Annotated in this window: 19 protein-coding genes; 8 read left to right on the top strand and 11 right to left on the bottom strand. The window is 72.2% G+C overall.

Going from position 1 to position 21,049, the window contains the following annotated elements; translation table 11 throughout:
• Positions 1-2 precede the first annotated feature (2 nt).
• Complete coding sequence (locus ACGFZS_RS32755) at positions 3-1,496, top strand: MFS transporter (RefSeq protein WP_393798117.1); 1,494 nt, start codon at positions 3-5, stop codon at positions 1,494-1,496.
• Here the strand turns inward: ACGFZS_RS32755 and ACGFZS_RS32750 are convergent.
• Together ACGFZS_RS32750 and ACGFZS_RS32745 are read right to left on the bottom strand one after the other, a co-directional pair.
• On the bottom strand, positions 1,493-2,524 hold the full coding sequence (locus tag ACGFZS_RS32750; RefSeq protein WP_393798116.1) for a methyltransferase: 1,032 nt from the start codon (positions 2,522-2,524) through the stop codon (positions 1,493-1,495). The genes ACGFZS_RS32755 and ACGFZS_RS32750 overlap by 4 nt on opposite strands.
• A 138-nt stretch (positions 2,525-2,662) precedes the next feature.
• Positions 2,663-3,451, bottom strand: a complete 789-nt coding sequence (locus tag ACGFZS_RS32745) for a LysR family substrate-binding domain-containing protein (protein WP_393798115.1) — start codon at positions 3,449-3,451, stop codon at positions 2,663-2,665.
• 59 nt (positions 3,452-3,510) lie between these two features.
• On the opposite strand from ACGFZS_RS32745, the gene ACGFZS_RS32740 reads away from it, so the two are divergent.
• Together ACGFZS_RS32740 and ACGFZS_RS32735 are read left to right on the top strand one after the other, a co-directional pair.
• Positions 3,511-3,903 carry a DUF5997 family protein gene (locus ACGFZS_RS32740; RefSeq protein ID WP_355712012.1) on the top strand — a complete coding sequence of 131 codons (393 nt, stop codon included), beginning with the start codon at positions 3,511-3,513 and terminating at the stop codon, positions 3,901-3,903.
• Between the two features lie 323 nt (positions 3,904-4,226).
• The gene (locus ACGFZS_RS32735; RefSeq protein WP_393798114.1) at positions 4,227-5,078 is read left to right on the top strand and encodes a LuxR C-terminal-related transcriptional regulator; all 852 of its coding nucleotides are present in this window, start codon (positions 4,227-4,229) and stop codon (positions 5,076-5,078) included.
• Here the strand turns inward: ACGFZS_RS32735 and ACGFZS_RS32730 are convergent.
• Positions 5,063-6,352, bottom strand: coding sequence for a DUF4241 domain-containing protein (locus ACGFZS_RS32730; RefSeq protein ID WP_393798113.1), 1,290 nt, complete (start codon positions 6,350-6,352; stop codon positions 5,063-5,065). The genes ACGFZS_RS32735 and ACGFZS_RS32730 overlap by 16 nt on opposite strands.
• Before the next feature lie 139 nt (positions 6,353-6,491).
• Here ACGFZS_RS32730 and ACGFZS_RS32725 point away from each other — a divergent pair, with 139 nt between their 5' ends.
• Entirely contained in the window at positions 6,492-7,232 is a 741-nt protein-coding gene (locus tag ACGFZS_RS32725; protein WP_393798112.1) for a class I SAM-dependent DNA methyltransferase, read from the top strand.
• Between the two features lie 21 nt (positions 7,233-7,253).
• On the opposite strand, the gene ACGFZS_RS32720 is transcribed toward ACGFZS_RS32725, so the two are convergent.
• From ACGFZS_RS32720 to ACGFZS_RS32700, 5 genes are read right to left on the bottom strand one after another with little or no spacing between them, the layout of a single operon-like run.
• A complete protein-coding gene (locus ACGFZS_RS32720) occupies positions 7,254-8,417 on the bottom strand; it encodes an MFS transporter (RefSeq protein WP_393798111.1) in 1,164 nt (387 codons plus the stop codon).
• Positions 8,417-8,953 (bottom strand): GNAT family N-acetyltransferase, encoded by a 537-nt coding sequence (locus ACGFZS_RS32715; protein ID WP_393798110.1) that lies wholly within the window; start codon positions 8,951-8,953, stop codon positions 8,417-8,419. Before ACGFZS_RS32715 ends, ACGFZS_RS32720 begins: the two co-directional genes overlap by 1 nt.
• The gene (locus ACGFZS_RS32710) at positions 8,950-10,128 is read right to left on the bottom strand and encodes a type III PLP-dependent enzyme (protein WP_393798109.1); all 1,179 of its coding nucleotides are present in this window, start codon (positions 10,126-10,128) and stop codon (positions 8,950-8,952) included. Before ACGFZS_RS32710 ends, ACGFZS_RS32715 begins: the two co-directional genes overlap by 4 nt.
• A gap of 8 nt (positions 10,129-10,136) precedes the next feature.
• Positions 10,137-11,444, bottom strand: coding sequence for a DUF6271 family protein (locus ACGFZS_RS32705; protein WP_393798108.1), 1,308 nt, complete (start codon positions 11,442-11,444; stop codon positions 10,137-10,139).
• A complete protein-coding gene (locus tag ACGFZS_RS32700) occupies positions 11,426-12,499 on the bottom strand; it encodes a phytanoyl-CoA dioxygenase family protein (RefSeq protein WP_393798107.1) in 1,074 nt (357 codons plus the stop codon). Before ACGFZS_RS32700 ends, ACGFZS_RS32705 begins: the two co-directional genes overlap by 19 nt.
• Positions 12,500-12,780: 281 nt before the next feature.
• Between ACGFZS_RS32700 and ACGFZS_RS32695 the strand changes: the two genes are divergently transcribed.
• Together ACGFZS_RS32695 and ACGFZS_RS32690 are read left to right on the top strand one after the other, a co-directional pair.
• Entirely contained in the window at positions 12,781-14,292 is a 1,512-nt protein-coding gene (locus tag ACGFZS_RS32695; protein WP_393798106.1) for a glycoside hydrolase family 3 protein, read from the top strand.
• Between the two features lie 109 nt (positions 14,293-14,401).
• The gene (locus ACGFZS_RS32690) at positions 14,402-15,886 is read left to right on the top strand and encodes a glycoside hydrolase family 76 protein (protein WP_393798105.1); all 1,485 of its coding nucleotides are present in this window, start codon (positions 14,402-14,404) and stop codon (positions 15,884-15,886) included.
• A gap of 34 nt (positions 15,887-15,920) precedes the next feature.
• Here the strand turns inward: ACGFZS_RS32690 and ACGFZS_RS32685 are convergent, their stop codons facing one another.
• Entirely contained in the window at positions 15,921-16,349 is a 429-nt protein-coding gene (locus tag ACGFZS_RS32685; RefSeq protein WP_393798359.1) for a secondary thiamine-phosphate synthase enzyme YjbQ, read from the bottom strand.
• An 84-nt stretch (positions 16,350-16,433) separates the two neighbouring features.
• On the opposite strand from ACGFZS_RS32685, the gene ACGFZS_RS32680 reads away from it, so the two are divergent.
• Positions 16,434-17,513 (top strand): NAD(P)-binding domain-containing protein, encoded by a 1,080-nt coding sequence (locus tag ACGFZS_RS32680; RefSeq protein WP_393798104.1) that lies wholly within the window; start codon positions 16,434-16,436, stop codon positions 17,511-17,513.
• A 15-nt stretch (positions 17,514-17,528) separates the two neighbouring features.
• On the opposite strand, the gene mltG is transcribed toward ACGFZS_RS32680, so the two are convergent.
• The gene (mltG, locus tag ACGFZS_RS32675) at positions 17,529-18,482 is read right to left on the bottom strand and encodes an endolytic transglycosylase MltG (protein ID WP_393798103.1); all 954 of its coding nucleotides are present in this window, start codon (positions 18,480-18,482) and stop codon (positions 17,529-17,531) included.
• 57 nt (positions 18,483-18,539) lie between these two features.
• On the bottom strand, positions 18,540-20,495 hold the full coding sequence (locus tag ACGFZS_RS32670; RefSeq protein WP_393798102.1) for an ABC transporter ATP-binding protein: 1,956 nt from the start codon (positions 20,493-20,495) through the stop codon (positions 18,540-18,542).
• Positions 20,496-20,590: 95 nt separating this feature from the next.
• On the opposite strand from ACGFZS_RS32670, the gene ACGFZS_RS32665 reads away from it, so the two are divergent.
• Complete coding sequence (locus ACGFZS_RS32665) at positions 20,591-21,043, top strand: MarR family transcriptional regulator (RefSeq protein ID WP_365694506.1); 453 nt, start codon at positions 20,591-20,593, stop codon at positions 21,041-21,043.
• Positions 21,044-21,049 lie beyond the last annotated feature (6 nt).

Below are 21,049 nucleotides of genomic sequence, written 5' to 3'. Positions count from 1 at the left end.
GTATGACCACGACCTGGGCAAAGCCGCAGCGACCGGCCACCGAGGACCGGCGGTGGCGGGCGCTCGGGGTCTGCCTGACGGCAGGCTTCATCTCGCTGCTCGACACCTCGATCGTGAACGTGGCACTGCCCTCGATGGAGCACGGGCTGGGTGCCACGGAGGCCGCCCAGTCCTGGGTGGTCTCCGGATACGCCCTGGCCTTCGGGCTGGCGCTGGTCCCGGCGGGCCGGCTCGGCGACATGCGCGGGCGGCGCCAGTCCTTCCTGTTCGGGCTCGCCGTGTTCACGCTGGCCTCGGCGGCCTGCGGGCTGGCCGCGAGCCCCGACTGGCTGGTGCTGTTCCGGCTCATCCAGGGCGCGGCGGCGGGCATGGTCGCACCGCAGACCTCGGGCCTGATCCAGCAGATGTTCCAGGGCGACGAGCGGGCCAAGGCCTTCGGTCTGCTCGGCAGTGTCATCGGGGTGTCGACGGCGGTGGGCCCGCTGGCGGGCGGTCTGATCATCGACGCCGTCGGCACGGACGACGGCTGGCGCTGGGTCTTCTTCGTCAACCTGCCCATCGGCGTCGTCGCGTTCGCGGCGGGACTGCGGCTGCTGCCCCGGTTCCCCGGGACCGCGGGCAGACGCGAGCGGTTCGACCCGATCGGGGTGCTGCTCCTCGGCTGCGGGGTGCTCGCGCTGATGCTGCCGCTGGTCCAGGAGCAGCAGTGGACCGGTCGGGAGAAGTGGGCGCTGCTGCCGGTGGGCGCGCTGCTGCTCGGGCTGTTCTGGGTGTGGGAGCGGCGGCAGGGACGGCTGGGGCGGGCCCCGCTGGTCGACCTGAACCTGTTCTCGCTGCGGTCCTTCACGCTCGGCGCGCTGATCAGCCTGAGCTACTTCGCGGGCTTCACCACGGTCTTCTTCGTCATGGCCCTGTTCCTGCAGAACGCGGCCGGATACAGCGCGCTGGCCGCCGGTGTCACGGTGCTGCCGTTCGCGGTCGCCTCGGCCGTCGGCGCCGCTCTCGGCGGCCGACTGGTGATGCGGCACGGACGCAAGCTGGTGGTCATCGGTCTGAGCGGGGTGGCGCTGGGGCTGCTCGGGATCGTCGCGGTGGTGCGGCTGGTGCCGATGGAGAGCCTGGGGTGGGCCACGGTGGTGCCCATGATCGTCGGTGGCCTCGGCTCCGGCATCACGGTCTCCCCCAACACGACGCTCACCCTGACCCGGGTCCCGGTGAAGCGGGCCGGTGCGGCCGGCGGGGTGCTGCAGACCGGCCAGCGCGTCGGCTCGGCGGCCGGGATCGCCGTGGTGGGCTCGGTGTACTTCGCCCACCTCGCGAACCGCGGCCCGGCCACCGAGGCGCTCCAGCTCGGTCTGCTGACGTCCGTCGGGTTCATCCTGGTGGCCCTGTGCCTGGCGGTCGCCGATCTGCGGGAGCGGACGAAGGCGGCGGCACCGGAGGCCGGGTCGCCGGAGGCCGGGTCGGAGCGGGAGACCGGGTCCCGGGTGTCCTAGGCGGCGACCGCCTCCACCACCGAGAGCACGGTCGAGGTCGGCACCACCCGCGACAGCTTCAGACCGGCGGCCTCGAACAGCCCGGCGAACTCCGGCTCGGTGCGCTCCCGGCCCACCAGGGCCGCCATCAGCAGCAGGTCCAGGGCCTTGGCCTGATGGGGCGCGTTGCCCGGCGGGACCACCGCGTCGACGACCAGGATCCGCCCGCCCGGCGCCAGCGCGGCCCGGCAGCGTTCCAGGAGGGTCACGCACTGGTCGTCCTCCCAGTCGTGCGTGATCCGCTTCAGCACCAGGACGTCACCCTCCGGTACGTCGGTGAAGAAGTCCCCGGACGCGGTGGACCAGCGGCCCGCGGTCCCGGGCGTGTCCAGCCGGGCACCGGCCAGGACGTGCGGCCGGTCGTACAGGATGCCGCGCAGACCGGGGTGGCGGTCGAGGACCGCCAGCAGGAAGCCGCCGTGCCCCCCGCCCACGTCGACCACCGTCCCGGTGGGCGGGAAGTCGCAGGCGGCGGCGATGGGCTCGTTCTCCGCGTCGGACATCGCGGCCATACCGCAGTGGAAGACGTCGGCGGTCTCCTCGTCCTGGGCGAAGTACTCGAAGAACGGCAGCCCGAAGAGGTGCTCGAAGGCGGACGTGCCCTCGCTGACGCAGCGGCTCAGGTCGGCGGTGGGCAGCCACATGCTGCGGTCGGTGTTCATCAGGACGGCGGTGCGCGCCGAGCAGGGGGCGTCGCTGCGCAGGGTGTCGCCGACGGAGGTGAGCCGGAAGCGCCCGCTGTCGTCCTCCTCGAAGATGCCGCGGGTGGCGAGCAGCCGGAGCACCCGGTGGAGGTTCCGCGCGTCGGTGCGGGTGGTCGCGGCCAGTTCGGCCGGGGTGCGGGGGCCGTCGGCCAGATGATCGGCCACCCCGACGACCGCGGCGGCACGCAGCGCGGCCGGGACGAGGTAGCCGAGCGATTCGTTGACGAGGAACGCGGACGACGTACGGGGGTCGACGGCTTCGTCCGGGGCTGCTTCAGTGCTCACGGGCGCCTCCAGCGGTGAATGTCCGGGTTGTCCGGAGGCATCGTGACATCGCGGGGGCCCTGGATCGGGGAGGGTGATCGGGGCGCGCGGGAGCAGATCGGGAGCGGGCGTGGGGCCCGGCCCCCGGCCCGGCCCCGGTCACGACCGGCGGCGGGGCTTTCCGCGCTTCGCGGGCTTGGCGGACTTCGCGCCGGTGGCGCGGGCGCGCGCGGTGCGGTCGGCCGGTGTCGCCTTGCCGGCCGCCGGCTTCTGCGCCCGCTTGGGCTTGTCCTGCGAACCCTGTGCCGCCTGGGCAGACTGCGACGGCTGTGCCGCCTGGCGGCCCCGCGTGCTGTTGACCGTGCGGCCGCGGACGATGCCGATGAAGTCCTCGACCAGCTCCGTGGTGGCCTCCTCGGGCCAGGACAGCGCGACGGTCGACTGCGGGGCGTCGGTGAGCGGGCGGTAGGTGAGGTCCCGGCGGTGGTGGAGACGGGCCAGGGACTGCGGGACGACCAGGAGGCCCACCCCGGCGGCGACCAGTTCGACCGCGTCCTCGGTGGTGGCGGGGCGCTCGAAAGCGGGCTCGCCGGGCGGCGCGTCCCAGTCGAGGACGTCGTCGAGGGGGTGGAAGAGGACCTCGTCGGCGAGGTCGGCGACGGTGACCTCCTCGGCCGCCGTGATCACGTGGTCCTTGGGGACGACGACCACCGTGGTCTCGCTGTAGAGGGGGATCGCGCTGAAGAACGTACGGTCCACCGGGAGCCGTAGGAATCCGGCGTCCGCGTCGCCCGCCCGCAGCAGCTCGGGCGCCTCGGCGGCCGTGACCTGGTGGAGGGTGAGCGGGATGTCCGGCAGGCGCTCGTTCCAGATCCGAACCCATTTGGCGGGCGTCACGCCGGGGACGTACGCGAGCCGGAACGACGGTGTTTCCTCCGAGCCTGTCACCGGACCAGGTTAACCGGCGGTGGTCAGGGCCCGCGCACCCGGCCGATACCCTTGACCTCATGAGTTCGCACCAGACCGCCCAGACGATGAAGCCCGCGACCGCGGCGAAGAAGCTGGGGGTGTACCTGCCCGCCACGCCCGCCTCCTTCCAGGAGGGTGTCGTCTCGCGCGCCGAGCTGACCGAGCTCCAGGCGAACCCGCCCGAGTGGCTGCTCGAACTGCGGGCCAACGGGCCGCACCCGCGTCCGGTGGTCGCGGCCAAGCTGGGCGTGTCCATCGCGGGGCTGGCCCGCGGCGGGGTGACGGAGGCGCTCACCACCGAGCAGATCGAGGAGCTCAAGCGCGAGCTGCCCGCGTGGCTGGAGAAGGAGCGCACCACCCAGGCGGAGGTCCGCAAGGAGGGCGCGCGGCTGAAGAACCTGCAGCGGGAGAAGGAGGCGGGGCAGGACTGACGTCCCGGCCCGCGAGACGGTCGTACGGCTCCGGCCCAGGCGTTGCCGCCTGCGGTCCGGGGCCGTTGTCGTACCGGCCGGCTCCGGGGCCGCCCTCCGCACCCCCTGTGCCCCGCCGTCGACGACCGGTCGCGGGGGGCGGCCCCCCCCCCCCCCCCCCCCCCCCCCCCCCCCGCGGGGGCCCCCCCCCCCCCCCCCCGCCCCCCCCCCCCCCACGACCGGAGTCGTCGCACCCGATCTCGGTGCCCGGTTGAAGCATGCGACACCTGACCGTTGCCTGGGTATGCGTATAACTGCGTAGGGGCAGGGGCAGAGAGGAACACGTGTTACACGGGCTGGACAGGGCCTACGAGCGTCTCACCGAGCTGGCCGTGGCCGCGCTGCACGAACGCGAGCCCGATCGGCTGTGGCCGCTGCTCGCCGACGCGCTGACCGGCCTGTGCGGCGGCGAGACGCTGATCTACAAGCTGGACGACTGGAGCGAGGGCAAGGGCACCCTCGGCCTGGCGCCCGCCGCGGCCGTCGAGTTGGGCCGGCTGGACGACGAGGCGCTGAGCGTGCTGCGCTCGGGCTACCCGTTCGCCCACCACTACGCGGCCGGTCTCGGCCGTAGCCCCGTCACGGCCCGCAGGATCGCCGACCGGGCCTGGTCGGCGAGCGAGACCGCGCGGGTGCTGGGCAACGCCCTGGATCTGGACCAGGTGCTGGCGCTCCCGCTGCCCGGAACGGTCGCGCCGATCACGGGGTGTCTGGTCTACCGCTCCGGAGCGGACTTCACCGACGACCAGGTGCGGATCGCGGAGCGCGCCCAGCCGCTGCTGGCCGCCGTGGAGCAGCAGCGGCAACTCCTGGAGCAGTGGCGCCGGTTGTCGGCGGCGGCCGACGCGCCGGAGGAGCGCGCGGCGGACTGCGCGCTGACTCCCCGGGAACTCACCGTCCTGCTCCTGCTCACCGATGCCCTGACCGCCGACGCGATCGGCCGCCGGCTGGGCATCTCGGCGCGCACGGTGCACAAGCACATCGAGAACATCTACCGCAAACTCGGCACGCGGGACCGCCTCGGCACGGTGCTGCACGCCCAGCGGCTGGGGTTGGTGCCCGCACCGGACCGCCCGCCGGACCGCCCGCCGGGCGGCAGGCGGCGCGCGGGCGGCGGGGATCACAACGGCAGGTAGTCCGAGAGCCAGTCGGTGAGGACCACCACGGAGACCACGTCCCCGGACGCGGACCGGCCCAGCCACACCGACCAGGCTCCGTCACCGCAGGTGCAGAAGGTCACCAGATCGCCGCCGGACTTCCGGCCGGCGACGCGCATGGTGCCGGTCCTGACCTCCTCGACTCCCTGCTCGCCTTCGCCGTCGTAGTAGCGCCGGAACGTTCCGGACAGCGGGTCCCAGCCGGCGGCATCGGCGAAGGCGCCGTGCGCGGCGTCGGTGACGAAGCCGTAGGCCTCGCCGTCGAGCAGCAGCCGGGGATCCTCGCCCGCGCCGAGCCCCATCTCCCAGGAGACCGCCGGTTCGTCGGAGATCAGCAGGCGCAGCAGGGGCTCCTCCTCCACCGGGAAACCCTCACCGTGGTAGTCACCCTCGCCGACGAGTACGGGTGTCTGCAGGCGGTACTCCCCCGGTGGGATCGGCTGGGTGAGTTCCCTGGGGGCGGCCGGGTAGAGCGGATCGGCGACCACCAGCCGCCCGCTGGGCACCCGGACCGTGGTGACGTCCTCGACCCGGTCGACGGTCAGCTCGCCCCAGTCGTCGTGGTCGAACCTGTTGCCCGGCCGCAGGAGTTCCTGCACGTCGAACTCCAGTCGGCGTGGCCGGGGCGGTCTCCACAGCGACACCGGCGGCTCCGGTGCGTCATCAGGCTCGGACTGAGGCTCGGACTCGGACTCGGACTCGGACTCGGACTCGGACTCGGACTCGGGCTCGGGCTCGTCGGGGCCGGGCGCCGGGGAATCGTCCTGGTCGTCGGTGGCGCCGACGCCGAACGCGGCGCGGGGGATCCACCACTGTGCTTCCGGCAGGTCCGACCAGCCGTGCCGGCTGGAGCCGAGTGCCCCCTGCTCCTGGACGACGTGCTTGGCCTTCTTGCCGGGGGTGAGGGTCAGTCTGGTCAGCCAGGCGTCGGGGGCGCGGTCGGGCTGGTCCGGTGAGGAGTAGCGCCGCTCCACGACCTCGCGTATGAACAGGCGGTCCGGTTCGAGCAGGCGCAGGTCGAACTCGCGGGTGCGGCGGCCCAGTTCGTCGTACATCCAGTGCCCGACGTGCCCGTCGGCCCAGGCCACGAGGTACACCTGCACGGGCTCGGCGCGGCCCGGCTCGCGGTGGATCTCCACATAGGGCTGGCAGGCGGTGTCCCGGCGCCGTGCCCCCGCCGCCGAGAGCGGCCGGTGGGCCCGGCGGGTCGCGGCGTCCCAGCCCTCCGCGTACGAGATGTCGACTGTGGTCATGTTCCCCGCCCGATCCGCTCCGATCGCCGATCCGGCCGTGCGATCCACTTGCCACGACCGTACCGGGCGCCACTGACAACGCCGGACGGCCGGGAATCGCGTGGACAGTCTCCTCGGGCGCCCGGCAGAGTGGGCGATCATGACGACCAGTGAGCTGTGGAGCCGTACCGTGGCCGAGCGCTACGACGCCGAGGAGACCGGGATGAACTCGGCCGCGGTGCTCGGGCCGACCGTCGACTTCCTCGCCGGACTCGCCGGAGACGGCCGGGCGCTGGAGTTCGCCATCGGGACCGGACGGGTCGGTGTCCCGCTCCGGGAGCGCGGGGTGCCCGTGGCGGGCATCGAGTACTCGGAGCCGATGGCGGCGGTACTGCGGCGGAAGGCCGACGAGGAGACGCTGCCGGTCGTGATCGGGGACATGGCCAGGGCCACCGTGCCCGGCGAGTTCTCCCTGGTCTATCTCGTGTACAACACCATCTCGAACCTGCTCACCCAGGACGAGCAGGTCGAGTGCTTCCGCAACGCCGCCCGGCATCTGGTGCCCGGCGGCCGCTTCGTGATCGAGCTGGGGGTGCCGCCGCTGCGACTGCTGCCGCCCGGTCAGGTCGCGGTGCCGTTCGACGTGTCCGCGGGACATCTCGGGTTCGACACCTTCGACCTGGTCGAGCAGATTCTCGTCTCGCACCACCTCACCCGCGACGGCGAGGACGGTCGCTACCGCCGGGACGACTCCCGGCACCGGTACGCCTGGCCGGCGGAGCTGGACCTGATGGCCCGGATCGCGGGCCTGGAGCTGGAGCGGCGCGTCGCGGACTGGGACGGATCCCCGTTCGTGCACGACTCCTCGAAGCACATCTCCGTGTGGCGCAAGCCGGCCTGACCGACCGGGGCGGGACGCCTGTCAGCCGCTCGCCGGTGTCCACTGGATCCGGGTGCTGCACAGGGAGACCACGACCGCCGCGGTCGCGACGACTCCCAGGCCCCACACCAGGCTGGTCGAGTTCGCCACGAAACCGATGAGCGGCGGCCCGGCCAGCAGACCCGTGGTGCCCATGGCGGCGACCAGGGCCAGCGCCTCCGAGCCCTGTTTCGCCGCGGCCACGTACACGCACGGGGTCACCGCCGCACAGCCCAGTCCGACACAGGCGAACCCGACGAGGGCGGCCACCACTCCGCCGCTCACCAGGGCGAAGGCGAGTCCGGCGGCGGCCAGGGCGCTGCCGGACAGCACGACCCGCCCGTCGCCCCACCGGTTGCGCCAGCCGTCCGCGAAGAGCCGGGCCAGCACCATCATGCCGGAGAAGACGGCGATGCCCATCGGCGCCAACTCCGCCGAGGACTTGGCCACTTCCCTCAGGTAGAGGGCGGACCAGTCGTTCATGGCGCCCTCGGTGACCGTGCCGAAGGCCATGGCACAGCACATCCAGAGCGTCACCCGGGACGGGAGGCTCCAGCCGGTGCGGCTCCTGCTCTGCTTCTCCGCCGCCGGAGCCTCGTCCACGAGCAGACCGGGGCGTGCCACAGCCGTCAGCAGGACGAGGACCGCGGCGGCCACACCGAAGTGCGCCTTGACGGAGGAGGTGACCGCGTTCATGCCGGAGGCGAGCAGCGCGGCGAGCAGCGAGCCGGCGCTGAACGTGGCGTGCAGCTTGGCCATGGTGGTGCGTTCGTACCGGGTCTCCAGGGCCGTTCCCTGCGCATTCATGGCCACGTTCAGGCATCCCACGCACACCCCGTCGGCCACCATGACCAGCAGGGCGACCGGATAGTCCGGCGCGAGGGCGAGCGCCGGGAGCAGCAGGGTCAGGCAGAGGGCCGACAGCAGGGCCAGCCGTGCCGAGCCCAGCCGCCGCATGAGCACCGGCACCAGCGGGAAGGACGCCACGGCGCCGATACCGGCCGCCATCAGCAGCACCCCCACCTCGGCCGCGGTCAGCCCGAGGTCCGCCTTGATGGCGGGGATCCGCGCGGCCCAGGTGGCGTACTGGAAGCCGAGGGAGCAGAACAGCGCGGCGATGGCCAGCCGGCTGCGCTGGAAGGGGTCATGGACAGGGAACACGCACATCAACTCGTTTCGTCGACTCGGCCGTCGCCGCGGACCTGCGGACGGGACATGTAGACGGCGTTCGCGCCGTATCCGCCCGGCGCGATCCCCGGGTACGCGGTGAACCCGCGCCTCGCCCAGAACGGCTCACTGCGGCCGACGGCGATCAGCGAGATCCGCTCGAAGCCACGCGACCCGGCGGTCAGGGTCAGGTGGTGCAGGAGCCGCTGCCCCAGTCCCCCGCCCCGCAGCCGCTCCGCGACGACGATGTCGTGCAGGTGCAGATTGCGCGGCCGGTCCGCGGGAACCGACGACTCTGACGCTCGTTCGAGGTCGGGGTATCTGAACGGCGGATACGGCAGGGCCAGCACGTACCCGGCCGGCCGCGCGTCGACGTCCAGGACGAAACAGGTCTCCGGTGAGGCGTCCGCCCTGGCCCTCAGGGCCGCCTGCCCCTCGGAGAGCCCGAGTTCCGTGTAGGCACGGGATTCCATGGCGGCGATGGCGTCCCAGTCGGCGTCGGTGATGCGGCGGATGCCCACGCCGTCGCCGCTCACGGGTGTCCTCCGCCGACGCAGGTGTACGGGAGCGGGGCGAAGCCGTTGAATCCCTGGGTCGTGTAGCTGATGGCGTAGGCGCCGGTGGAGAGCAGCCAGACGGGGTCGCCGGACGCCAGTTCCCGGGGGACCTGGACGAGGGCGTGTCCCTGGGGGTAGGCGTCGTCGCTGTCGCAGGTGGGACCTGCCAGGACGGCGGGGACGTACTCGGCGTCGGGGTGGGTGGGGAAGACGAGCGGGTACTGCAGCGCGTCCATCTCGTAGAGGCCGTTGAACTTGCCGCAGCTCAGGTAGAGCCAGTGCCGGCGCTCGCCGTCGGGTCCCCGGCGCTCGGCGAGGCGGGCCACGTGGGCGCGGATGGCTCCGTGGTCGGCGACGAGGTGGCGCCCGGGTTCCATGACGAACGCGAGGTGTTCGCCGTGGACCTTTCTGAGGTGGCGCATCCCCTCGCGGATGACGGCGAAGATCTTGTCCAGCGGGGGTTCCAGGGGCAGGCCGTACCGGTCGAGGTAGCCGAGGGCCGGCAGCCCGCCGCCGAGGTTGACATGGTCCAGGACGATCCCGCGCCGGCCGAGGGCGGTCAGTACGTCCGCCAGGCACTCGACGGCGCTGTGCCAGGCGTCCGCCGTCATCTGCTGGGAGCCGACGTGCACGGACAGTCCGGCGGGCGTGAGTCCGGTCTCCCGTGCCGTCTGCAGGATCCGTACCGCGTCCGCGGGCGGGCAGCCGAACTTGTTGCTCAGTCCCCACAGCGCCCCGTCGCCGCTCGTCGCCAGCCGGCAGAACACGCGGGCTCCCGGGGCGTGGGCCGCGACGGCCGCCAGGTCCTCGACGCTGTCGGTCGCGAAGTCCCGGACGCCGAGACGATGGGCGTCGGCGATGTCCCGGTCGGACTTGACGGTGTTGCCGTAGTGCGTCCGCTCGACCGGGACGCCCGCGCGCAGCGCCTGCTCCAGCTCGCGGGGGCTCGCCCCGTCGACCCCCGCGCCCTTGCGGGCCAGATGGGCGAGCACCTCGTCCACCGGGCAGGTCTTCATGGCGAAACGGACGGCGACGCCGGGCAGTTCGCGCCGGAGTGTGTCGTAGCGGCTCTCGATTCCGGTCAGGTCGAAGAAGATCCGGTCCTCGGTGGCGCCCGCCAGCGCGGCGCGCAGCGGTACGGACTCGTGCGCCATCGTCGCCCTCACCGCCGCCGCGGCACGGACGTGAGCGCGGCCGCCCGCACCAGCGGCTCCCACGCCTCCACCAGCAGGGCGAAGTCCTCGATGTCGCCGCGTGCCTCGTCGAGGAGGCGTTCGCGGCGCTGCCCGAGGAGGTCGGCGAACTCGGCGTATCTGCCGCCCAGTTTCCGGTACGCGGTGTCGAGGACGTCCAGCCGGTGGACGTTCTCGGTCCGGTCCAGGCTCGCGCTCCGCCTGGCCAGTTCGGCCACGACGGACGGGCGTACCCGCCCTTGCCCGTCGAGCAACGACGCACCGGCCCGCGCCATCCGGTCGTAGACGAAGTTGAAGTAGAGCATCGACAGCAGGAACTTGACGAAGCGCAGCTGGTACGCCGTGAATCCGGAGTCGGTGCGGCGTTCGCCGGTGTAGTAGTTGACGATGTTCCGGTTGTGCAGGACGCCCGGCAGCGCGGCGTCGTGGACCAGGTGGATCAGGAAGTAGTCGCTGCCGATGGTGTCGGTCGCGGGCGGCAGGGGCACCCGTTCGTGGACGCCGTGGAAGGCGATGTTGCACATGTCCACGCGCATGGGGTCGACCAGGGTGAGGGTGGAGTGGTCCGCGGTGAAGGCGTCGGTGCCGGCGCCCCGGAAGGACTCCTCGACGAGTTCCCGCTTCTGCTCGCCGGACCAGTCGGCGGGGGCCCAGAGGCCGACCATGTCGTGGTAGACGTCGGGGTCGATGCGGAGTATGTCGCCGATGTCGACGGAGAGTTCGCCGACGAAGGAGCTGCCGACCATCGCGACCCGGCGGTCCAGGTGGCCGGCGGCCAGTGCGGTCTCGGTGACGTGCGGGACCGCGTCGGCCGCGCGCCTGCCGAGTGCCGGCAGTTCGTGGTGGACGGGGAAGACGGGCGCGCCGTCCACGGCCTGGTACCGGCTGTCGGAGTCCCTGCGGTGGACCGACTCGCAGCCGAGCGCGGCGGCGAGGAGGAAGGCCCGGTTGGTGCAGGCGCCGTAGGAGACACCGGCCGGGAGCATCAGGTCCAGCAGGAGGTCGGGTTTCGTCGCCGCGGACCGGTCGATCGCGCGCCGGAGGAAGTCCCGCTGCTGTGCCTCGTCGAGGTGGTGTACGACGATCCGCGGGTCCTCCGGGATCCGGCGCACGGTCTCGGCGTGCTCCGCGTGGGCCGGTGCGGGGCAGGAGTCCAGGATCAGGAGGTGCACCTCGACGTCGAAGTGCCGGACGGCGTAGGCCGCTTCCTCGGCCACGGCCGTGATCGTCGCCGCGCAGGGCCTGTTGGTCGGCAGGGTCAGGCAGATTCGGCGCATGTCTCTTCTCCGGCCTGCGGTGTCGCCCCGTCGAGGTCCGCTCCGGTCCAGGACCTGAGGCCGAGCAGCTTGGCGCCGAGTTCGTCGAGTTCGGCCCGCCCGTACCGCAGGGACTCGTGGCGGGTGGCGTCGCCGAGCAGCGTTCCGTTCCAGTCGGGTGTGGCGAGGGTGCGCCAGGACTCGACCCGGGACCTCCGGAGCGTCTCGTGGGACTCCAGGGCCGGCATCATCGACAGGTACTGGACCGCGCGTACCTTCTCGTGGGCGGTGTTCGGTGCCACGCCGTGCGCCAGCAGGCCGTTGAAGATCAGCAGGTCGCCGGCCTCCAACTCCGGTCGGACCACGGGGAACTCCGCGCGGTCGATCCGGGGCCGGATCGGGTCGCGGTCCTCGGGCTGGAAGACCTTCCACTGGTCGAACCGCTTGAACAGCTCGGGGCAGCACTGGAAGCCGCCGAGTTCCGGCCTGGTGTCGGTCAGGGCGATGATCCCCTGGACCCGCTGCGGCAGGACGCCGAGCGTGGTGTCGACATCCCAGTGGAGCTCGATGTCGAAGCCCTCGTCCGTGCGCGGGATCAGGGCGCGGTCACGGTTCCTGATGTTGGGCGGGTTCAGGTTGAGCCGGTCGAGCGTCACCCACAGCTCTTCGCAGTCCCAGACGTCGACGAAGGCGTCGTAGACCCGCCGCGTCTGGCGGCTGTCCCAGATGAGCTGGTGGTGGTAGGCCTCGACGAAGCCGTAGATGTGCAGTTCGCGGTCGAGGTCGGAGCGGTACTCCCGCTCCTCGTACCAGGTCTCGGGCCGCTCGGCGTCGAGGCCCTGGAACTCCCAGGCGAAGTCCAGCAGTTGACGGGCCGACGCGGCGGGAATGGCCTGCTTGACCACCACGTAGCCATAGGTCTGCCAGAAGGCGAGGTCCTCTTCGGACAGGACTCGCAGGGGGCGGGTCTTCTTCAGGTCCCGCAGGGGTGTCGGGGCGAGATAGGTCTCGCCGTCCGAGCTGAAGTAGGGGGTGTCCGAGGGGGCTCGATGGAGATAACGGTCAGTCGTGGGCATAACGGTGCTCCACACCTCGTTCTCGGGTACCGGCGACCCAGCCGGGTCACCAACTGCGCGGAGTGCGGGGCGGGGACGCGTGGCGGCATCACTGCACCACGGGCCGCACCAGCCCCTCTTCGAACTCGCGTTGCAACCAACTTGGACTAGACCAACTCGATGTGTCAAACACCGCAGTTGAGGGCGCTTATCCGCCAACAGGGCGCGATCCGGGCCCACTTGACAGCACGGCTAGCCTGAGCGGCAACACATTGGTCTGTACCAACAGGAGGGTGCACGCTATGGTCTCCCGTACGCACAGCGAGGGGTTGCGTCAGCTGGCGCGCTCCGTCCTGCAGCCGGGGTTCGTGGGCACCGAGGCCCCCGACTGGGTACTGCGCGAGATCGGGGACGGGCTCGCGTCGGTCGTGCTCTTCTCCCGCAACATCGTCACGCTCGATCAGGTCGCCCGGCTGACCGGGCAACTACGCGCGGAGAACCCCGAGTTGATCATCGCGATCGACGAGGAGGCCGGTGACGTCACCCGGATCGAGTCGGCGACCGGCTCCACCCGGCCGGGCAGCTTCGCACTCGGAACCGTGGACGACACCGACCTGACCGAGGCCGTCGCCGCCGACCTGGGCCGCCAGCTGCGCACGGCCGGGGTGAGCCTCGACTACGCGCCGAGTGCGGATGTGAACTCCAACCCCGACAACCCGATCATCGGGGTCAGATCCTTCGGCGTCGACACCAAGGTGGTGGCGCGGCACACCGGGGCCTGGATCCGGGGGCTCCAGTCGGCCGGGGTCGCCGCCTGCGCCAAGCACTTCCCCGGCCACGGCGACGTGGCCGTCGACTCCCACCACGGCCTGCCCGTGTACGGCGCCGACCGCGCCCGGATCGCCGAGCAGGCCCTGCCGCCGTTCCGCGCGGCGATCGAGGCGGGCGTCCGCGCGGTGATGAGCGGTCACCTGCTGGTGCCCGCCTACGACCCCGACCTGCCCGCCACCCTCAGCCGGCGCATCCTGGAGGAACTGCTGCGCCAGGAACTCGGGTTCGACGGCGTGATCGTCACCGACGCCATCGAGATGGGTGCGGTGACCGGCCGCTACGGGATCGGCGGAGCCACGGTCAGGGCCGTCGCCGCCGGTGCCGACGCCGTCTGCGTCGGCGGCGAGAACTCCGAGGAGGCCACCGTGGGCCTGCTCGTGGACACCCTCGCGGACGCCGTCCGGTCGGGGGACCTGCCGGAGGAACGACTCGTGACGGCGAGCCGTCGCGTCCGGGAGTTCGCGGCCTGGTCGGCGGGGCTCACCCCGGTCGGCCTCGCCCCCTGGGGCGACGGCGGCATCGGATTCGCCGCCGCCCGCCGCGCCATCCGGCTGACCGGCGCCGTACGGCACGCCCTCCCCCTGGTCACCGCGCCGCACGTGGTGGAGCTGGCGCCCGCCACCAACCTCGCCATCGGCAAGGAGACCCCCTGGGGCGTGGCCGCCCCGCTGGGCGAGCGGCTGCCCGGGACGACCTCCGTCCGGGTGCGCCGCGAGGACCTCCAGGCACACGCGACCACACTCCGGACACAGGCGCTGGCACCCGCCGCGGGGCGGCCCCTGGTCGTGGTGGTCCGCGACGCCGCCCGGCACGCGTGGATGGCCCGGGCCCTCGCGGATCTCCTCGCCGCCCGTCCCGACGCGATCGTCGTGGAGATGGGTCTGCCGGGCACCGTCGTCCCCTCGGCCGCCCAGATCTTCACACACGGCGCCACGGCCGCCTCCGGGGTCGCGGCCGCCGAGGTGCTGGCGGGTGCCCTTTAGTGCAGACCTGGGTGCAACTTCCGTACCCGTGAGCGACATTGACGCCTCCCCGCCCCTTCCCTACGGTCCGAGAGCGCTCTCACACCTGTCCCCCACACAGGGAGGCCCGATGTCCCCCGCCCACCGGCCACGAGTCCGCCCCCTGCGCCGGCTGGCGTCAGCGCTCGCCCCGGCGCTGTTCGCCGTCCTCCTCCCCCTCTCACCCCCGGCGGTGGCCGCCGACACCGCCGCGGCGGCCACCGTCTGCAACAAGTACTGCGACACCCGCGACCCCGCGCTCGCCCCGGGCGACCGCACCCCGGTCACGGCGGGCGTCTACGGGCGCTCGATCGTCCTGCACTTCGACGACACCGACGCCATGGGCTGGGCCTCCCTCGACAACGGCAACCCCGGCGACGAGGTGTGGCTCGACCGCTCCTTCGACGGCGGCCGCACCTGGAGCTCTGGCAGCAAGCTCGGCGACACCACCGTGCCCACGGGGCAGCGCGGCTGGCGCACGCTCATGTACAACGTGGACGACTGGAACAACCTCGGCGTCGGCGCCCTGCGCGCCTGCGGAAAGGCCGGCGACCGCACCGAGATCGCCTGCACCCCCTGGGCCCGCACCACCTGGAACGCGGGCGAGCCGCGCACCGCCGCCGCCACCGGCCTGATGACCTTCTACGACTACGGAACCGGCCTCTTCGACACCACCGGCTGGTGGAACTCCGCGAACGCCCTGACGGCGGTCATCGACAACATCCGCGTGACGGGCATGGGCAGTTACCGGTACGCGATCGCCCGCACCTACGACCTCAACATCAACGCGCAGGGCGGGCAGTTCCGCAACGACTACATCGACGACACCGGCTGGTGGGGCCTCGCCTGGGTCGCCGCCTACGACCTCACCGGCGACACCCGCTATCTCGACACGGCCCGCGCGGACGCCGACCACATGGCGGCCTACTGGGACTCCACCTGCGGCGGCGGGGTGTGGTGGAGCACCGCGAAGACGTACAAGAACGCGATCGCCAACTCCCTCTACATCCAGCTCAACGCCGCCCTCCACAACCGCGTCCAGGGCGACACGGCCTACCTCGGCCGCGCCCGCGCCGGCTGGACCTGGTTCCAGGGCACCGGCATGGTCAACGGCTCCCACCTGGTCAACGACGGCATCGACCTGTCCACCTGCGGCAACAACGGACAGGCCGTCTGGTCCTACAACCAGGGCGTCCTCCTCGGCGCCCTCACCGAGCTCTACCGGGCCACCGGCGACACCGCGCTGCTCACCGGCGCCCGGCAGATCGCCGACGCCGCCACCACGACCTCCCAGCTCCACACCTCCGACGGCATCCTGCGCGACCCCTGCGAGACCGGCGACTGCGGAGCCGACGGACCATCCTTCAAAGGCGCCGACGCACGCGGCCTCGGCACACTCGACTCCCTCCTCCCCGACCACCCCTACAGCACCTACCTCAAACACCAGGCAGACACCGCCCACACCAACGACCGCAACGCCCTGGACCAGTACGGACTCCACTGGTACGGCCCCCTCGACCAGACAGACGCGGCACGCCAGCAGAGCGCGCTCGATCTGCTGAACGCGGCGTATTGATCACGTCGGTCAGCGTCGGCGCAGCGGGACGGAATCAAGAACCCCCAAGAAAGGAAAAGCGCACCTTTCGCGATGGATTGTCCTTGTTGGTGTCGACCAGGCACACCGACTGCCAAGTGCCCAGTTCCAGGCGGCCGTTGATGACGGGGAGGGTGGCGTGTGGGGGGACGAGGGCTGGGAGGACGTGGTCGCGGCCGTGGCCGGGGGTGCCGTGGCGGTGCTGCCGGCGGTCGTCGGCGGGGAGCAGGGTGTGGAGGGCGGCGAGCAGGTCGTCGTCGCTGCCGGCGCCGGTCTCGATGACGGCGATGCCGGCCGTCGCGTGCGGGACGAAGATGTTCAGCAGTCCGTCGCGGCCGGCCGCGGCCTCGCGGAGGAAGGTCTCGCAGTCGCCGGTGAGGTCGACGACCCGCTCCCGGCTTCCGGTGGCGACATGGATCTCGCGTGTGGTGAAGGCATCCGACATGCCCCCATCCTGGCCCATGCGCCGGGCCGGCAGCGGCGCGGCCGGGTGGGGAAGATCCATGGCCGCCCCTCTGTTGGTAGAAGCGTGAACGATGTGCGTGAGGTGGCGGTAGTCGTCGTAGGCGCTGGTCAGGCGGGTCTGTCCAGCGCCTATCACCTGCGGCGCACCGGTTTCGAGCCGGACCGCGACTTCGTGGTCCTGGACCACTCCGCCGCCCCGGGCGGCGCCTGGCAGTACCGGTGGCCGTCGCTGACGTACGGCAAGGTGCACGGGATGCACGCGCTGCCGGGCATGGAGCTGACCGGGGCCGATCCGGCACGGCCGTCCGCCGAGGTGATCGGCGGGTACTTCACGGAGTACGAGCGCGCCTTCGACCTGCGGGTACGGCGGCCCGCGGACGTCCGCGCGGTGCGCGAGGGCGAGGGCGGGCGGCTGCTGGTCGAGACCGATCACGGTGACTGGTCGACGCGGGCGCTGATCAACGCGACCGGCACCTGGGACCGGCCGTTCTGGCCGCGCTATCCGGGTCAGGAGACCTTCCGCGGACGGCAGTTGCACACCGCGCAGTACGCCGGGCCGGAGGAGTTCGCCGGGAAGCGGGTCGTGGTCGTCGGCGGCGGCGCCTCCGGCACCCAGCATCTCCTGGAGCTGGCCCCGTTCGCGAAGTCCACCACCTGGGTCACCCGGCGGCCGCCGGTCTTCCGCGAGGGCCCCTTCGACGAGGGCGCGGGCCGGGCCGCGGTGGCGCTGGTGGAGGAGCGGGTACGGCAGGGGCTGCCGCCGCGGAGCGTGGTCTCGGTCACCGGGCTGCCCCTCAACGACGCGATCCGGCAGGGCCTGAAGGACGGCGTCCTGGACCGGCAGCCGATGTTCGACCGCATCACCGCGGACGGGGTGGAGTGGGACGACGGGCGGCGGGTCGAGGCCGATGTCATCCTCTGGGCCACCGGTTTCCGTGCCGCCCTGGAGCATCTGACACCGCTGCGGCTGCGCGAGCCGGGCGGCGGGATCCGGGTCGAGGGGAGCCGCGCGGTCGCCGATCCGCGCGTCCACCTCGTCGGGTACGGCCCCTCGGCGAGCACCATCGGCGCCAACCGCGCAGGCCGGGAAGCCGTCCGGGACATCAGGAGGCTGCTCGCCGGGGAGCCGGTCGCCGCCGCCTGACCGGCGGGCGGCGGCTCAGCGCCACGACTGCGACGGCTGCGAGGCCTGCGGCGACTGGGCTGACTGGGGCGACCGGGACGACTGGGGCGGCTGCTGGGCCTTGCTGCTCTGCACGGCGTTGAACTCGGCGACGTTGCGCTGCTGTTCGGCGTAGTCGGCGGTGAACCGCGTGTCGCCCGGCTTGACCGTGACGAAGTACAGCCAGTTGCCCGGCGGCGGGTTGAGCGCGGCGCGCATCGCGTCCTCGCCCGGGTTGTCGATCGGGCTGGGCGGTAGGCCCATGCGCTGGTAGGAGTTGTACGGGCTCTCGCTGCGGGTGTCGTCCAGCGTGGTCTTGAGGGTGCTGCGGTTGAGGCCGTAGTTGAGGGTGGAGTCCATCTGCAGCGGCATGCCGTTCTGCAGCCGGTTGAAGATGACCCGGGCCACCTTCCCCATGTCGGCCTTGTTCCCGGCCTCGGCCTGGGCGATGCTGGCGATGATCACCGCCTGGTGGACGTTCATGGCGTTGCGCTGCGCGCCCGCCGCGACGGGCGCCCCCTCGAACTTCTGGTTGGCGGTGTCGACCATGTACCGCAGTACCGACTGCGGGGTCGCGTCCTTGTCCAGGGGGTAGCTGGCCGGGAAGAGATAGCCCTCCGGGTTGCCCCCGGCGTCGCCGGGCAGTTTCAGGCCCGCGGTGCCGACGGACTTCCTGGTGCTGCCGGCGGGCAGGGCGAGGGCCTTGTCGACGGCGTCGTAGACCTGGGACGCGCGCCAGCCCTCCGGGATGACCAGGGTGGCGGGCCGGGAAGTCCCGCTGTGGGCCAGGTAGAGCAGCGGCACCGCCACGGCGGCGCCCGCCACGACGGCGCCGGTCACACCGAGCAGCAGCCTGCCCCGGCGCGTGAGCCGGACCGTCCTGCGCCGAGTCGGGTGCGGTCGGCCGGGGTTCCGACGGATCGTGTTCCGTGGCGGAGTGTTCGTCTGCATGCGGGAACGTTAGCCCGCATATTGCCTCAAACCCGACATATCTTCAGCTTGTCGGCGTCAGTTTGTCGGTGGAGTCGCGTGTCGGCGCCCCCGGTCACCCCGTCGGCGCCCCGGCCGTCGCGCCGCCTCCCACTGGCTCGCCTCGTCGGTCCCGGCCGGCTCGACCGGGACGTCGGGCTCGACCGCCGGGTCCCCCGCCGTCTCCCCCGCCGTCTCCCCCGTCGTCTCCAGCCGGGCGTCCCGCCGCACCAGTTCCGCGTACCGCCCGTCGAGTTCCAGAAGTTCCTCGTGGGTGCCGCGTTCGGCCACCTGCCCGGAGTCCAGGACTACGATCTGGTCGGCGCCGCGGATCGTGGACAGCCGGTGGGCGATGGTGAGCGTCGTCCGGTTGGCCGACAGCGCGTCGATGGCTTCCTGGACGGCGTGTTCGGTGCGGGTGTCCAGAGCGCTGGTCGCCTCGTCGAGGATCAGGACCGGCGGGTCGCGCAGGATGGTGCGGGCGATGGCCAGCCGCTGCTTCTCGCCGCCGGAGAAGCGGTGACCGCGCTCGCCGACGACCGTGTCGTAGCCGTCGGGCAGCCCGGCGATGTGGTCGTGGATCTGGGCCGCGCGGGCGGCCGCGTGGAGTTCCTCGTCGGTCGCGTCCGGCTTGGCGAAGCGCAGGTTGTCGGCGACCGAGGCGTGGAAGAGGTACGTCTCCTGGGAGACGACGCCGACCGCGCGGGCGAGGGTGTCGAAGTCGAGGTCACGGACGTCGACGCCGTCCACCGTGACCCGGCCGCCGGTGACGTCGTAGAGGCGGGGAACCAGGTAGCCGAGCGTGGACTTGCCCGCGCCGGTCGGGCCTACGACGGCCAGGCTGCCGCCCGCCGGGACGGTGAGGTCGATGCCGTCGAGGACGGGGCCGCCCTTGTCGTCGTACCTGAACTCGACCTTCTCGAAGCGCACCTCGCCCTTGACCCGGTCCAGATGCACCGGCTCGTCCCGCTCGGTGATGTCGATGGGCAGGTCGAGGTACTCGAAGATGCGCTGGAAGAGCGCGAGGGAGGTCTGGATCTGGACGCCGGTCGCCAGCAGGCTCACGGCCGGGCGGAACAGGCCCTGCTGGAGCGAGACGAAGGCGACGATGGTGCCGAGCGAGATCTGCGGGCCGCCCGTCTGGAGGGCCATGCCGGCGGTCCAGTAGATGACGGCGGGCATCGCGGCCATCACGATCGTGATCACGGCCATCCGCCAGCGGCCGGCCATGTTCGAGCGCACTTCCAGGTCGACCAGTTGGTCGGACTCCTCGGCGAAGGAGGCGGTGAGCGAGTCGGCGCGGCCCATGGTGCGGCCGAGCAGGATGCCGCTGACGGAGAGGGACTCGGTGACCGTGGCGGCCATCGCGGCCATCTGTTTCTGGCGCTGGGTGGTGATCTTCTTGCGTTCGTTGCCGACCCGGCGGCTGATCCACACGAAGACGGGGAGCAGGACCAGCGAGACGACGGTGAGCCGCCAGTCGAGGGCGAGCATCGCGACGATCGTGGCGACCACGCTGGTCAGGTTGGAGACCAGGGAGGTGGCGGTGGAGGTGACGGTGGCCTGCATGCCGCCGATGTCGTTGGCAATGCGGGACTGCACCTCGCCGGTGCGGGTGCGGGTGAAGAAGGCGAGCGACATGCGCTGCAGCCGGCCGTAGACGGCGGTGCGCAGGTCGTGCATGACGCGCTGGCCGACGGTGGTGGATATCAGCGTCTGCAGGACGCCGAAGACGCTGGAGAGGACGGCACTGAGGATCATGCCCAGCGCGAGCAGGCTGAGCAGTCCGGTGCGGCCCTGCGGGATCGCGGTGTCGAGGGTCGCCTTCAGCAGGAACGGCGTGGCGACCGAGACCAGCGAGGAGGCGCCGACCAGCAGGCCGACGATCGCGAGCCGGCCGCGGTAGGGGCGGAAGAGCGTGAGGATGCGGCGTACCTGGCGGGGCTGTCCGGCCGAGGTGCCGTCGGGGGTCCAGTTGATCTCGTCTCGGGGCATGGCTCCTACGGATGGGTGCGGTGTGTGCGGACTGACGGAGCATAGCTCACTGTTACCTATGCTCACAATGAACTAGGTCCTGATATTATTCCCGCATGAGCACCCCCGATCCCGACGGCCCGCTCGCCGAGCAGCTGCTGCGTCTGACGCGCCGGGTGTGGCGTATCCAGAAGCGCCATCTGGAGGCGCGCGATCTCGGCGTCACCCCGGCGCAGTCCCGCCTGCTGCGCACCCTCGCGCACTACGACGCGCCGCCGCGCATGGCCGACCTCGCCGAGCGCCTGGAGGTGGTGCCGCGCGCGGTGACGACCCTGGTCGACGGTCTGGAGGCGAGCGGCAAGGTGCGCCGGGTGGCGGATCCGACGAACCGCCGGGTGACCCGGATCGAGATCACGGACGAGGGGCGCGAGACCCTGCGCGAGCTGCGGGCGGCACGCCGGTCCGCCGCCGAGGAGATCCTGGCCCCGCTCTCCGAGGAGCAGCGCAAGGTGCTGGGCGGGCTGCTGGACACGCTGGTCGACGGACCGGTGCCGGCGAAGCGCTGCTGAGACGTG

The sequence above is a fragment of the Streptomyces sp. NPDC048288 genome, assembly GCF_043201555.1.
Classification (GTDB): domain Bacteria; phylum Actinomycetota; class Actinomycetes; order Streptomycetales; family Streptomycetaceae; genus Streptomyces.
The sequence above is the reverse complement of the archived record's forward strand: the minus strand, read 5'-3'. Positions and strand labels throughout refer to the sequence as shown.